The following is a 12,784-nucleotide window of genomic DNA, read 5'->3' as shown; positions in this document are numbered from 1 at the left end:
GGGTTCAGCTTGCCAGCTGGATTACCCCGGTACCGTCCACCGCTGGTTTGCGGCTCCCGTACAGGACCAGATCTGGAGCTTCGCCCCGTTCGCGGCATTGTTGTCCCGGACGTCCAGGCACTTGCCGGACGCCGCGTTGACCAGCGTGCCGCCGGTGGCCGTCCACCTCTGCGAGGCCACCGCGGGCAGACAGTCCCAGAGGTGCACGGTCGCGCCGTCGGCCGTGGAGTTGTTCGCCACGTCGAGGCACTTGCCGAGGCCGCGGATCGTGCCGTCGCCGCCGGCGGTCCACTGCTGGTTGGTGTTGCCGGCGGTGCAGTCCCAGAGCTGCGGCTGGTTGCCGTTGGCGGTGGAGCCGTCGGTGACGTCCAGGCACTTACCGCCGAGTCCGGTGATGCTCGTTCCGGCTCCGGTCTGTCCGCCTGCCCAGGTGAAGGTGGCCGAGGTTTTCGTGGGGAGGCTGTACGTGAACGACTGCCCACCCCAGTTGACCTTGACGTTCTGCGTACTGCTGCCGGTGTTGTAGGCGATCAGCACCTTGGACCCGTCGGGGTTCCGGAACGCGACGTTGGGCACCGTGCCGTTGGCCGTCGAGTCGATCCGCACCGCGCCCGGCCGGACGAACTTGGTCAGGTGGCCCATCGTGTAGTACTCGATCGTGTAGTCGACCTGCCCGCGCCGGCTGTCGTTGCGGTGCACGGTGATCAGCCCCGTACAGGTGCCACATCCGCCGTTGTGCGGCCCCCGCGCCTCGTCCACCGCGAGCGACCACTTCGTCCAGCTGCGACCCCAGTTCCGGAAGTACTCGATCAGGTCGAGCATGTCCTCGGTCTGCTGGTTGCTGACCCAGGTGCCGCCGGAGTGCTCGGTGAAGTACTGGTTCACGCCCGGGAACTCGTTGTGCACAGTGGTCATCGTCGACGGGCTGCCGCCGTAGTCGTGCCACCCGACGCCGCCGAAGTTCGGATGGTTGCGGATCGCGGTGTCGGAAAGCAAAGGCAAAACCCAGGTCTGGTACGTGTCGAAGTTCCAGTCACCGACCAGCACCTTGGTGTTCAGCCCGGCACCCTGCAACGCTGGCAGCAGGTTGGTCTTGGCGAAGTACTGCAGGCCGGCGGTGTTCCACTGCATCGACGGGTAACCGGCACAGCAGGTCGGCTCGTTCTGCTCGGTGACATATCGGATGGGTACGCCCTGAGCCTGGTAACCCTGGATGTACTTCACGAAGTACTGGGCGTACGTGCCGTAGTACTGCGACTGCAACCATCCTTGGCTGTACGCGTTGTTGTCCTTCATCCACGGCGGCGCCGACCAGGGCGAGGCCATCACGAACATCGACGGGTTGAGCCCGAGCGCCTGCTTGGTGAGCGCCATGATGTCGGCGTCCCGGCTGAGCGAGAAGTCGTTGAGGTCACAGCAGGTGACGTCGTACGAGTAACTGTTCTGCGCCAGATCGGACGACCCGATGACGTTGCGCAGTGCGCTGACCCCGATGCCCGCGCTAGGACTGAACAACTTGGTCAGCACGTCGTTCTGGGTGCCGGCGGCGAGGGTGCGAATATTGAACGCCGCGGTGTCCGTCATGGACGCACCGGCGCCTTCGAACGGCTGGTAGGTGGTCTGCTCGTTGACGGTGATCGTCTGGTTGCCGGCTCCGCTGCTGCTCGCGAACGCGATCGGGGATTGTTGCTGCAGCCCACGCGTGACCGTGCGGCCGCCGCTGTCGCTGGTGGTGGTGAGATAGACGTCGACCGTCTCACCGGCCGCGAACGCCCGGGGAGCAGCGACCGCAACACTGGCGACGACGATGACAACGCCCAGGAGCGCCTTCTTCATGGTTGGGGACTCCCTTGCCGTAGGTGGGGGCCATAGGCGGGACTGGTAAGACAGTGAACAATAAACACCGAGGTCGATCGGCTGTCAACCACCGTCCGCCCTCGTTGCAGCCATGTTTGCGCAGGCCAGCCACCTTTTAACGCGCTTAATTCAAGTTTTGTTGCAGACGCCGTGCCGACGCCTGGAGGCGGTCTGGCAAACTGGGACCGCAGCACGGGAGGGCTCGCCTAGTGGCCGATGGCGCCGGTCTTGAAAACCGGTATGGGGAAACTCATCGTGGGTTCGAATCCCACGCCCTCCGCTCCCCGACGAATCGCAGAAACCCCCGCCGACCTGCGCGAACGCAGATCAGCGGGGGTTGCCTTCGCTAAGCCGTCAGTGTCATTCGATCTCGCGGCGGACCACTCGATCTCGCTCGCTGCGGCAAATACGCGGCAAAGCTCGGCTTACTCCCCCCGTGCTCTCCCCTGCTGAGCGCGGCGGCGATCCCCAGCCGCGCCGTCCGGCTCGGCTCGGCGCATCGTTGCCTTCGGTTCCTCGGCGGCGACGGTTGAGAATGCCGCCGCGCTCAGCGCGCTGAGGTGATCAGCGCGCTGAGGTCGGGCGTCAGGCGGTGAAGCTTGTGCGGCGCCGACGGGCCACCACCAGGCCGAGGACGCCGGCCAGCACCAGCGCGCCGCCGACGGCGACCACCGCGGTGGTTGCGCTGCCGGTGATGACGAGTTCCTCGGGCGTGCCGGGGGCCGCAATTGCCGGGCCGGAGGACGACGGCGCCGGGGTGGGTGACGACGGCGTGGTCACCAGGTTGGTGTGGACGAAGATGGCGTGGCTCGTCTCGGCCGGGATGGTCATCTCGGCGGGGGTCAGGGTCAGGGCCGACTCGGTGCCCGCGGCGGGAGTGGTGCCCTGGCCGCTGTGCTTCTTGGCGATCTCGGCTATGCCGCCCTGCCTGTCGGACCACTCCTTGGGGAACCACTCGACCTGCGTGGTCTTGGTGGTCTTGGCCTCGGCGTCAGCGGTGGCGGCCACCTTGAACTGCGTCAGGGCGTACGTGCTGCGGTCGGCCGGGACGGTCTGGGGGAACTCGCACCACGCGCCCTCCAGGTTGGCGTCCACGTAGTACTGGCAGTTGGTGAACAGCCTGGGTAGGTCCAGGTCGTCGTAGGCCCGGACGCGGAGCACCACGCCCTCCGCGGGTGCGGTGCCGAGGTTGGCCACGCCCAGGTTGAGGCCGATCGTCTCGCCCCGGCTGATCGGGTAGACGAGCGGCTTGCCGGCGGCGTCGCGGGCGTTCAGGGCGGCCAGCCTGGTGACCATCAGCTTGAGGTCGGTGAAGCCGACTCCACTGGGCGCGGCCGGGATCGGCAGCGGTCTCGGTGCCAGCGTCACGGCTCCGCCGCCCGTGCCGGGACCGGGCTTCGAGGCGCCGACGTTGTCCAGCTCGGCCAGCTTGGCGATGCCGCCGCGCTCGTCCGCGTAGGACTTCGGGAACCAGCGGGTGATGACCCGGGACCAGTTGGCCGGATCGGCGGACGGCGCGGCGGCCACCGCGAAGTCGGTCGCGACCGTTTCGCCCTTGACCAGTTCGCGGTCGAACTCGCACCAGGCGCCCTCGACGTTGGCGTCCACGTAGTACTGGCAGTTGGTGTAGACCCGCGGAAGGTCCATGTCGTTGAGCACGCGCACTTCCACCACGACGCCGGCTAGCGGCTCGTCGGCGAGGTTGACGACGCCCAGCACAGCCTTGCCGGTTTCGCCCGGCTTGACCGGGTAGGCGACCGGCTTGCCGGCGGCGTTGAGTTCAGTCACCGCCGCCAAGGTCACGGATGTAGGTGCGGCCTGCGCCGGGGCCGGAACCGCGAATGCGACGACGGACGCTGCGGCGGCCGCCGCGCGCATCAACAACTTCATGACGAGAACTCCCCGTGGTTGACAGCCGCGACACCTTATCGAGTGGAGTCACTGCACGGCAGCCCCGTGGATCACCGTCAGGTCACGGGTTGAGGAACGCCTGTGGGCCGGCGCCCAGCTCGGCTAGCTGGTCGGACGGGTTGATCAGGTGGCAGCGCTGGAGCGACAGGCAGCCGCAGCCGATGCAGCCGGTGAGCTGGTCGCGCAGCCGTTCCAGCAGCGCGATCCGGTCGTCCAGGTTGCGGCGCCAGTGTGCGGAGAGCCGGGCCCAGTCGGCCTTGGTCGGGGTGCGGTTCTCGGGCAGTTGGGCCAGCGCCGACCGGATCTCGTCGAGCGACACCCCGACCTGCTGGGCGATCTTGATGAAGGCCACCCGGCGCAGTTCGGACCGCTCGTACCGCCGCTGGTTTCCGCCGGTCCGGGTGGATCTGATCAGGCCCTCGCGCTCGTAGAAGCGCAGGGCCGAGGGGGCGACACCGCTGCGCGCCGCGAAGTCGCCTATGGCGAGAGTCTCCATCCGCACCCTTGAGCTGAAGTGAACTTTAACTTGCAGCCTATCCGCATGACTCTTACCGCGAACCGGACCGACCGGCTTGAACCGCTGCTCCGGCGGCTGACCGGTGACGAAAAGCACCTGCCCAGCGCCAACTCGACGCTCGACGTGCTGTGGGTGCTCTACGACCGAATACTGCGGATCAGCCCGGAGAGCGTCGACGCACCGGACCGTGACCGCTTCCTGCTCTCCAAGGGCCACGGGCCGGCCGCCTACTACGCGGTGCTGGCCGCCAAGGGCTTCATCCCGGTGGAGTGGCTCGACGACCTGGGCGGCTGGGACAGCCCGCTCGGCCACCACCCGGACCGGATCCGCATCCCGGGCGTCGAGATCGGCACCGGCTCGCTGGGGCACGGTCTCGGCATCGGGGTCGGTGTGGCGCTCGGCCTGCGCGCCCAGGGCCTCCTCGGCACCCGCACGTTCGTCCTGCTCGGCGACGCGGAACTGGACGAGGGCAGCAACCACGAGGCGATCGCGTACGCGGCGGCGATCCGGCTGCCGCTGACCGCCATCGTGATCGACAACCAGTCGGCGACGCACGGCTGGCCGGGTGGCATCCCGGCCCGCTTCCCGGACTGGGTGGTGTCCGTGGTGGACGGACGCGACCGCGATCAGATCGAACGGGCGCTGGCCAGGCGCCACCACGACCGGCCCAACCTGGTCGTGGCCACCGTCGAACCGAAGTGGAGCTGACCGGCATGATGCGCGAGACATTCGTGGCCGCCACCACCGAACTGCTGGCCGAGGACCCGCGGACCGCGCTGGTGCTGGCCGACATCTCGGCCGACGCGTTCGTGCCGGCCATGCGGCGGCATCCCGACCGGGTGCTCAACGTCGGCATCCGCGAGCAGCTGATGACCGGGGTGGCCGGCGGGCTGGCGCTCACCGGGCTGCGCCCGTACGTGCACTCCTATGCGCCGTTCGTGGTCGACCGGGCCTACGAGCAGATCAAGCTGGACCTCGGCCACCAGGACGCGGGTGCGGTGCTGGTCAGCATCGGGGCCTCGTACGACGGCGCGTCCGCGGGCTACACCCACCAGTCGCCGGGCGACGTGGCTCTGCTGGACACCCTCGACCACTGGACCGTGCACGTGCCCGGCCACCACGACGAGGTACCGCCCCTGCTGCGCGCGGCGGCCCGGCATGACGACCGGGTCTATGTACGCCTCAGCGTGCAGGAGAACGACCGGGCCTATCCGGACAGCGGCCGCCTGCGGGTGCTGCGCCGGGGCGGACCGCTCGTGCTGGCGGTCGGCCCGATGCTCGACCCCGTGCTGGAGGCCACCCGCGGCCTGGACGTCACGGTCGCCTACACGAACACCCCGCGGCCGCTGGACGCCGAGGGCCTGCGCCAGATCACCGAGAGCGAGATCGTCGTGGTCGAGCCGTACCTGGCCGGCACGTCGGCCCGGCAGGTTTCCGACGCGCTCGCCGGCCGGCCGCACCGGGCACTGCACCTGGGCGTCGGCCGGGCCGAGATTCGCCGCTACGGCACCTGGCGGGACCACGCGCGGGCGCACGGCCTGGATCCGGCCGGCCTGCGGGCGTCGATCGACGCGTTCCTTTAGGCGACGGCGGCGCGCGGCGACCGGAACACGTGCTGGAGCAGCGAGTCGAAGCGCCAGACGGCCTCCGGCTCGGCCAGCCGCAGCCGGAACCGCTCGCGCACCCCGTCCACCGCGGTCGCCGTGACCTCGACTGCCGAGCGGGTGGCGTCCGGGTTCCAGGTGACGTTGCTGAGGTGCCGCAGGTTGGCGTTCAGATGCAGCCGGAGCCGGTGGAACACCTTGGTCTCCTGGGTGACCACCAGCCGGCGCCGGGTCAGCAGGAGGATGAACTCGCCGGAAAGCGGGGCGTCCGGGCGGTAACAGCGGCTCACCAGCACGGTGGTGTCGTCCGGCTCGACGCAGCGGCGGAAGATCGGCATGTGCCGGCTCACGGTGGGGATGGCCACACCGGCTTCGGCGGCGGCGGGGAGGAACGTACGGGAGAACACGTCCATGTGGCGTTTAACGGTGGCCGGGCGGGGAAGCATCGGCCACCGGGCGATGAATGTCAAATTACAGAAGCTCGACAATTGTTGCGTTGGCCATTCCGGCGCCTTCGCACATGGTCTGCAGCCCGTACCTGGTGCCGGTCTGTCGCATGTGGTGCACCATCGTGGTCATGATGCGCGCGCCCGAGGCGCCGAGCGGGTGACCCAGCGCGATCGCCCCGCCCCTCGGGTTGAGCCGGGCCGGGTCGGCACCCGTCTCCGCGAGCCAGGCCAGCGGCACCGGCGCGAACGCCTCGTTCACCTCGTACACCCCAATGTCGCTCAGGGTGAGACCCGCCTTGCGTAACGCCTTGGCAGTGGCCGGGATGGGCGCGGTCAGCACGATCACCGGGTCGTCGGCGGCCACCACCGCGGTGTGCACCCGGGCCAGCGGACGCAGGCCGCGCGCCGCCGCGTGCTCGGACGTGGTGACCGCGAGCGCCGCGGCACCGTCCGAAATCTGTGACGCCGACCCGGCGGTGACCACGCCGCCCGTCTTGAACGGCGCCTTGAGGCCGGCCAGCTTTTCCCGGGACGTGTCGCGGCGTACCCCCTCATCGATTTTGACCCCGGCGATCGGCTCGATCTCGGCGTCGAACTCGCCGGCGTCCTGCGCCCGGACCGCCGCCGCGTGACTGGCCAGCGAATAGTCGTCGAGCCGGGCACGGGACAGCTGCCACCGCTCGGCCACCATCTCGGCGCCGACGCCCTGGTCGAACGAGGTCACCCCGTAGCGTTCCCGGATCGCGGCGCCGTACGGGTCCTGGCCGATCGCGCTGGAGCCCATCGGCACCCGGGTCATCGACTCGACGCCGCCGGCCACCACCAGGTCGGCGTGCCCGGCGAGCACGGTCGCGGCCGCGAAGTGCAGCGCCTGCTGGCTGGACCCGCACTGCCGGTCGAGCGTGGTGCCGGGCACCGTCTCGGGCCAGCCGGCCGCGAGCACCGCGTTGCGGGCCACGTTCCAGGACTGCTCGCCGACCTGCGACACGCAGCCCCAGATCACGTCCTCGACCTCGGCCGGCTCGAACCCGCTGCGCTCGGCGAGTGCGCGCAGCACGTGCGCGGAGAGCGCCACCGGATGGATCTCGGCCAGGCCACCCTTACGCCGGCCGACCGGGGTTCGGACGGCGCCGACGATCACCGCATCGCGCATGTTCCGACGGTAGCCCGAAATGCCATCATGTTTCGCATGCAGTGGCGTATCAAGCCGGTCCTTCCGGTCACCAAGCTGATGGGTGCAGTCGCCGTGATCGTCCTGGCCGTGGCCTTCAGCGGGCGCGATCCGGTGCGCTGGGTCCTGGCCGCCGTCGCCGCGGTCGCGCTGATCGTGTGGGCGGTGCGCGACCTGATCGCGCCGGTCCGCCTCGCGGCGGACAGCACCGGCGTCACCGTGATCACCGGGTTCGCCCGGCGCCGGCATCTGCCCTGGCCTCAGGTGGAGCGGGTACGCGTGGACCGCCGCACCCACCGCGGCCTGCGCAGCGAACTGCTGGAACTCGACGCCGGCGACTCGATCTATCTGTTCAGCGCGCACGAGTTGGGGGCGCTGCCGGAGGATGTCGCCGCCGAACTCGCCGACCTGCGGCTGACCTCGCTTTGAAGAAGGGCTCGCCTTAGAGAAGGGCGGCGGTACGCAGGGCGGCCACCACGATCAGGAAGACGAAGACGGCGGAGCACCCGACGGCCTGCACCATGGTGCGGCGACCGGCCGGGGCGTACGCCAGCACCAGCGCGACCACGCCGCCCACCACCAGCCCGCCCAGGTGCCCGGCCACCGAGATGTTCGGGATCGTGAAGGTGAAGAGCAGGTTGACCACCAGCAGCGGGATCAGCGCGCTGATGTCCAGCTTGAGGCGCCGGTTGATCACGAACATGGCCATCACCAGGCCGAAGATCGCGGTGGAGGAGCCGGCCGCCGGCTGGTTGGGGGCGGTGAAGACGTACGCCGCGACGTTGCCGCCGAGACCGGCCAGCAGATAGAGGACCAGGAACCGGAGCGGGCCCAGCTTTTCCTCGAGGTAGTTGCCCAGCTGCCAGAGCAGCATCGAGTTGAGCAGCAGGTGCAGCAGGCCGTAGTGCAGGAACATGGCGGTGAACAGCCGCCACCACTCGCCGGCCGCGATGCCGTGCACCTCGCCGCCGAGCACGTACGGTGCATACCCCAGTACCTCACCCCATCGGGTGACCTCGGTGCCGGAGCCCATCAGACCGAACCACCCGCCGGAGCCGGCCATCGCCCGCGAGCCGCCGACGATCGCCGACAGCACCATCACGGCGATGTTGATGCCGAGCAGCGTGCGGGTCACATAGCCGGCCCGGCCGGCGCGGCTGCCACCGAAGGCTGTCCGCGCCGGCCGCTGGCTCTTTTTGCCCTCGGCGACGCATTCCGGGCACTGGTGACCGACCGAGGCCTCGTGCATGCAGTCGGGGCAGATCGGCCGTTCGCAGCGGGTGCACCGGATGTAGGTCTCCCGCGACGGATGGCGGTAGCAGACCGGAGCCGTCGAGGGAGCCTCACTCATGCATCAAAGGTACGTCAGCCGGCCACCCGGTCGATCTGCACGCGCTCGATGACGACGTCCTCGATCGGCCGGTCACCCGGGCCGGTCTTGGTGGTCGCGATCGAGTCCACGACCTTGGCCGACTCCTCGTCGGCGACCTGGCCGAAGATGGTGTGCCGGCGGTTCAGGTGCGGGGTCGGGCCGACCGTGATGAAGAACTGCGAGCCGTTGGTGCCCGGGCCCGCGTTCGCCATGGCGAGCAGGTACGGACGGTCGAACGCCAGCGCCGGGTGGAACTCGTCGCCGAACTGGAAGCCCGGGCCGCCCCGGCCGGTGCCGGTCGGGTCGCCCATCTGGACCATGAAGCCGGCGATCACCCGGTGCGAGATGGTGCCGTCGTAGTACGGCCCGTTGCCCGGCTGACCGGTCCGCGGGTCGACGTAGTCCTTCGTGCCCTCGGCGAGCCCCACGAAGTTGCGCACGGTCTCCGGGGCGTGATCCGGGAACAGCTGGACCCGGATCGGCCCATGGTTGGTGTGCAGGGTGGCGTAAAGCGTCTCGGCCACGGGTACTCCTGTCTGGTGTCGCGGTCGCTCCCGAATTACCTCTTGGGAGCGATGGGACAGTTCCTTTTGCATTTCGGATCCTCCCCCATGTGTCTGATCCGGCAGCGCGGGGGTACCGGTAGAGGGCAACATGACGGTGGGAGAGAACCACAGGGAGGTGGGCACTGGTGTTCGCAACGATGCGCCGCAGGAGCCGTAGCCGGCGGATGAAGAATGAGCTCGGCCAGTCCGTTGATCACTTCAAGCGCGCGGCTTCGCTCGCGGCTCAGGAGACCAGCGCGACCGTGGGGCCCACGCTCGCCGCTGCGGTCGACCGGGTGCAACCGGCCGCCGTGAAGGCGAAGGATGCCGCGTCCAGCGGCTGGGACAGCGCCCTGGCAACGCTCACGCCGCTGGTCGCGGCCGCGACCGACAACGTCCGGCAGGCCGGCAAGGTGAGCAAGCGGTCGGCCAGGAAGACGGCCAAGCAGAACAAGAAGCAGGCGAAGAAGCTCCAGAAGCGGGCCAATGCCGCGATCGGCCGTAACAAGAGCAAGCGGCGCGGGTCGCGGCTGCTCGGGTACGCGCTCCTCGGCACCGCCCTGGGCGTCGGCGCTGCCTACGTGGCCAAGCGCCGCCGGGCCGCGCAGTGGGACGAGTACGACCCGGCCCCGATCAGCTCGGACCCGGTCGGCGGGGCGGACGACGCCGCGTTCGAGCCGGCCGAGCCCTCGGCGTACACCACGCCGAACGGCACGGTGGCCGACAAGGACCAGAAGGCCCCTCGGTAAACACGGTTCCCAGCCGGGCCCGCAGCGCGCTTACTGGAGCGCGGTGCGGGCTCGCTGCGGATCGAGGGACGGGCCCTTGGGCAGCAGCGTCATCAGCTCGGCCGGGATCTGCCGGGGCTTGACCCCGCCGTATCCCAGCTTGGTGATGAGGGTGCGGTTGGCCAGCGGATAGCCGAGCCCGGTGTCGGTCACGACGGTGGCCGTGCCGGTGCTGACCGGCGCACTGGGCGAGGCCGCCGAGACGGCGAGCACGCCACGGCCGCGGGCCACGTGCACGTAGTCGGCCAGCACGCTGTTCGGAGTCTCGCGCTCGGCGGTCACCAGGGCACCGGCCGGCACGGTGGGATTGATCCGGATGCCGTCGCCGGTCTTGGGGTCGACCGGCAGCGTCATGCAGACCCGCGCCGGGGTGCCCTCGGTCAGCGCCGGGATGTCGGCGGGCAGGCCGTCCGCGCTGTTCGCGTCGCTCACCCGGGTCTTCGACTCGGGGATCTGGACGAACTCGGCGCCGATCTCCTCGACCCGGCCGGCACCCGCGGCCTGCATCAGCTTGGCCTGCATGTCGGTCAGCGCCGCGACGCCGTCGCGCAGCACCACGTAGTACTGGCCGCCGTTGTCGACCACCAGCTGCCCGACCGCGAACTCGGCCGCGTCCGACTCGTCACCGAGGTCGGGAATGCCCGGCGCGGCCAGGTCGGGTCCGCGCGGCACGGCGTTGGCCCAGGCCACCGAGACCGCCCAGGGCTGCTGGTCGGCCCAGCCCAGCGCCCGCAGCGAGGCGACCAGGCGATCGGCCGGGATGACGAACCGCCGGTTGTTGAAGACCAGCGACGTCTGCCCGCTCGGCTCGCGCACCAGCAGCGCCTTGCCGGCGGTGGCCGCCACGGTGCCGTCGGTGATCTTTTCGCCGACCAGCAGGGTGGCCCGCGGCGCGCCGTCGTCGGCCTGGTTGTCGGTGCAGACCGACCAGCGCTCGGTGAGCAGCGCGTTCTTGCGCGGCAGCGAGTCGGGCGCGTCCGGGATGCCGAGGGGCGGGCCCAGCGGGACACCGGCCAGCTTGTCCGCCGAGATGCTCTTGAGCTGCGGTGCCTCGGAACCGGCCAGCAGCAGTCCGGACGTGTAGTTGAGCACCGGGTGCAGCTTGTCGTCCGAGTCGAGGTAGACGTAGCGCGCGCCGGAGCCCTTCTCCTGGAACACCACGTTCGGGTCGGTGGGGTTCACATTGGTGTGTCCGGTGAGCAGGCCGTAGATCGCCGCGGCGCCGACCGCGAGGGCCGCGATCAGCAAGCTGACCATGGCCGTCATGCCGGCCCGGCGCAGCGGCGACCGGGACGGGTCGGGGTCGTGTGTGACCAGCGCAGCCACCACCCGCTGGAGCGAGTACTGGTATGAATGCAACTGGTCCTGACGCGACGGCACGGTGTCACTCTAGGGGTCTACGTCGATGCGCAGGGGGCAACCCTCACAGCCAGCCGTTGCGCCGGAACGCCCGATAGAGCAGCACCGAGACGCCGAGCATGACGGTCAGCACGCCGGGATAGCCGTACTTCCAGTCCAGCTCCGGCATGTATTCGAAGTTCATGCCCTCGATGCCGGCGAACGCCGTCCAGATCGTCGCGATGGCCGCCCACGCCGCGATCTTGCGCATGTCGTTGTTCTGGTCGACGGTCACCTGGGCCAGCCGGGCCTGCAGGATGGAATTCAACAGATCGTCGTACGAGGACACCTGCTCGACCGTACGGGTCAGGTGGTCCTGCACATCCCGGAAGTACTTGCCGATCCGCTTGGGCACGATCGTGACGAGCATCGCCAGTGGACGCTGGAACGGGACCACGGCCCGGCGGAACTCCACCAATTCCCGCTTCATCTGGTAAATCGCCTGGATCGGGCGGCCCTTGTCGCGGGCGAACACGCTCTCCTCGATCACGTCGAGGTCGGCCTCGACCTGGTCGGCGACCGCCAGGTAGTGGTCGACCACCCGGTCGGTGACCGCGTATGCCACCGCCCACGGGCCCTGCTCGAGCAGGTCGGCGCGCTCGGCCTCGAGGTCGGCCCGGACCGAGCCGAGTTCGGACGCGTCGCCGTGCCGCACCGTGATCACGAACTGCTCGCCTACGAAGATCATCATCTGGCCGGTCTCGACCACCTGCGACGTCTCGGTGAGCTCGGAGTGCGGCACGTAGCGGGCCGTGCGCATGACCAAGAAGTGGACCGTGCCGAACTGCTCCAGCTTGGGCCGCTGCTCGGCCTTGACCGCGTCCTCCACGGCGAGTTCGTGAAGGTTGTAGGTCTGCGCGAGGGCGGTCATCTCGTCCAGCGAGGGCTCGTGCAGGCCCAGCCAGACGAACGCGTCATCGCGCGCGCAGGCGACCCGGAGCGCCTCGTCGGGAGTGAACTCGCCGGGCAGCCGGCTGCCGGCCACGTAGATGGCACAGTCGACCACCGCGGGGTGGGCGCCGGCGGCCGAGCCGGCGTCGCCGGAGCCGTCGGCGGGGCTGCCGAGGATCCTGTTCATGGCCCGCACCGGAGCGGCGAACGCCCTGGACAGCGGCTTGTTCCGGCTCCAGCTGCTGGATTCGCGCTCGCTCACCACTACCTCCCACACACCG

The 12,784-nt window shown here is 69.7% G+C and carries 13 protein-coding genes and 1 tRNA gene; 5 read left to right on the top strand and 9 right to left on the bottom strand.

The window, feature by feature from the left end; all coding sequences use genetic code 11:
• Positions 1–21: 21 nt before the first annotated feature.
• Positions 22–1,836: a ricin-type beta-trefoil lectin domain protein gene (locus Ari01nite_RS20150; RefSeq protein ID WP_203782815.1), complete on the bottom strand. Its 1,815-nt coding sequence runs from the start codon at positions 1,834–1,836 to the stop codon at positions 22–24.
• Positions 1,837–2,052: 216 nt separating this feature from the next.
• On the opposite strand from Ari01nite_RS20150, the gene Ari01nite_RS20145 reads away from it, so the two are divergent.
• Positions 2,053–2,137: transfer RNA gene (locus tag Ari01nite_RS20145), tRNA-Ser, on the top strand.
• 305 nt (positions 2,138–2,442) lie between these two features.
• Here Ari01nite_RS20145 and Ari01nite_RS20140 read toward each other — a convergent pair.
• Positions 2,443–3,747 (bottom strand): hypothetical protein, encoded by a 1,305-nt coding sequence (locus Ari01nite_RS20140; protein ID WP_203782814.1) that lies wholly within the window; start codon positions 3,745–3,747, stop codon positions 2,443–2,445.
• 82 nt (positions 3,748–3,829) lie between these two features.
• Positions 3,830–4,264, bottom strand: a complete 435-nt coding sequence (soxR, locus tag Ari01nite_RS20135; protein WP_203782813.1) for a redox-sensitive transcriptional activator SoxR — start codon at positions 4,262–4,264, stop codon at positions 3,830–3,832.
• 45 nt (positions 4,265–4,309) lie between these two features.
• Here soxR and Ari01nite_RS20130 point away from each other — a divergent pair, with 45 nt between their 5' ends.
• Complete coding sequence (locus Ari01nite_RS20130) at positions 4,310–4,993, top strand: thiamine pyrophosphate-binding protein (RefSeq protein ID WP_203782812.1); 684 nt, start codon at positions 4,310–4,312, stop codon at positions 4,991–4,993.
• 8 nt (positions 4,994–5,001) lie between these two features.
• Positions 5,002–5,868: a transketolase family protein gene (locus tag Ari01nite_RS20125; RefSeq protein WP_203782886.1), complete on the top strand. Its 867-nt coding sequence runs from the start codon at positions 5,002–5,004 to the stop codon at positions 5,866–5,868.
• Here Ari01nite_RS20125 and Ari01nite_RS20120 read toward each other — a convergent pair.
• Together Ari01nite_RS20120 and Ari01nite_RS20115 are read right to left on the bottom strand one after the other, a co-directional pair.
• Entirely contained in the window at positions 5,865–6,302 is a 438-nt protein-coding gene (locus Ari01nite_RS20120) for a hypothetical protein (protein WP_203782811.1), read from the bottom strand. The two genes, Ari01nite_RS20125 and Ari01nite_RS20120, sit on opposite strands and share 4 nt — an antisense overlap.
• A gap of 58 nt (positions 6,303–6,360) precedes the next feature.
• Positions 6,361–7,491, bottom strand: a complete 1,131-nt coding sequence (locus Ari01nite_RS20115; RefSeq protein ID WP_203782810.1) for an acetyl-CoA C-acyltransferase — start codon at positions 7,489–7,491, stop codon at positions 6,361–6,363.
• A gap of 36 nt (positions 7,492–7,527) precedes the next feature.
• Between Ari01nite_RS20115 and Ari01nite_RS20110 the strand changes: the two genes are divergently transcribed.
• Complete coding sequence (locus Ari01nite_RS20110) at positions 7,528–7,938, top strand: PH domain-containing protein (RefSeq protein ID WP_203782809.1); 411 nt, start codon at positions 7,528–7,530, stop codon at positions 7,936–7,938.
• A 13-nt stretch (positions 7,939–7,951) separates the two neighbouring features.
• Here Ari01nite_RS20110 and Ari01nite_RS20105 read toward each other — a convergent pair whose 3' ends face one another.
• Positions 7,952–8,860 (bottom strand): rhomboid family intramembrane serine protease, encoded by a 909-nt coding sequence (locus Ari01nite_RS20105; RefSeq protein WP_203782808.1) that lies wholly within the window; start codon positions 8,858–8,860, stop codon positions 7,952–7,954.
• A gap of 14 nt (positions 8,861–8,874) precedes the next feature.
• The gene (locus Ari01nite_RS20100) at positions 8,875–9,405 is read right to left on the bottom strand and encodes a peptidylprolyl isomerase (protein ID WP_203782807.1); all 531 of its coding nucleotides are present in this window, start codon (positions 9,403–9,405) and stop codon (positions 8,875–8,877) included.
• Between the two features lie 206 nt (positions 9,406–9,611).
• Between Ari01nite_RS20100 and Ari01nite_RS20095 the strand changes: the two genes are divergently transcribed.
• Entirely contained in the window at positions 9,612–10,175 is a 564-nt protein-coding gene (locus tag Ari01nite_RS20095) for a hypothetical protein (protein WP_203782806.1), read from the top strand.
• 30 nt (positions 10,176–10,205) lie between these two features.
• Here the strand turns inward: Ari01nite_RS20095 and eccB are convergent, their stop codons facing one another.
• Positions 10,206–11,594, bottom strand: coding sequence for a type VII secretion protein EccB (gene eccB, locus Ari01nite_RS20090; protein WP_203782805.1), 1,389 nt, complete (start codon positions 11,592–11,594; stop codon positions 10,206–10,208).
• Positions 11,595–11,637: 43 nt separating this feature from the next.
• Positions 11,638–12,765 (bottom strand): magnesium and cobalt transport protein CorA, encoded by a 1,128-nt coding sequence (locus tag Ari01nite_RS20085; RefSeq protein WP_239162866.1) that lies wholly within the window; start codon positions 12,763–12,765, stop codon positions 11,638–11,640.
• Positions 12,766–12,784 lie beyond the last annotated feature (19 nt).

Source organism: Paractinoplanes rishiriensis (assembly GCF_016862375.1).
GTDB lineage: Bacteria > Actinomycetota > Actinomycetes > Mycobacteriales > Micromonosporaceae > Actinoplanes > Actinoplanes rishiriensis.
The sequence above is the reverse complement of the archived record's forward strand: the minus strand, read 5'-3'. Positions and strand labels throughout refer to the sequence as shown.

What these genes read in the sequence shown, in the direction of transcription:
- soxR (WP_203782813.1), bottom strand. Translation starts at nt 4,264, where the DNA reads ATGGAGACTCTCGCCATAGGCGACTTCGCGGCGCGCAGCGGTGTCGCC.
- Ari01nite_RS20105 (WP_203782808.1), bottom strand. Translation starts at nt 8,860, where the DNA reads ATGAGTGAGGCTCCCTCGACGGCTCCGGTCTGCTACCGCCATCCGTCG.
- Ari01nite_RS20140 (WP_203782814.1), bottom strand. Translation starts at nt 3,747, where the DNA reads ATGAAGTTGTTGATGCGCGCGGCGGCCGCCGCAGCGTCCGTCGTCGCA.
- Ari01nite_RS20150 (WP_203782815.1), bottom strand. Translation starts at nt 1,836, where the DNA reads ATGAAGAAGGCGCTCCTGGGCGTTGTCATCGTCGTCGCCAGTGTTGCG.
- Ari01nite_RS20115 (WP_203782810.1), bottom strand. Translation starts at nt 7,491, where the DNA reads ATGCGCGATGCGGTGATCGTCGGCGCCGTCCGAACCCCGGTCGGCCGG.
- Ari01nite_RS20125 (WP_203782886.1), top strand. Translation starts at nt 5,002, where the DNA reads ATGCGCGAGACATTCGTGGCCGCCACCACCGAACTGCTGGCCGAGGAC.
- Ari01nite_RS20095 (WP_203782806.1), top strand. Translation starts at nt 9,612, where the DNA reads ATGAAGAATGAGCTCGGCCAGTCCGTTGATCACTTCAAGCGCGCGGCT.
- Ari01nite_RS20120 (WP_203782811.1), bottom strand. Translation starts at nt 6,302, where the DNA reads ATGGACGTGTTCTCCCGTACGTTCCTCCCCGCCGCCGCCGAAGCCGGT.
- Ari01nite_RS20110 (WP_203782809.1), top strand. Translation starts at nt 7,528, where the DNA reads ATGCAGTGGCGTATCAAGCCGGTCCTTCCGGTCACCAAGCTGATGGGT.
- Ari01nite_RS20130 (WP_203782812.1), top strand. Translation starts at nt 4,310, where the DNA reads ATGACTCTTACCGCGAACCGGACCGACCGGCTTGAACCGCTGCTCCGG.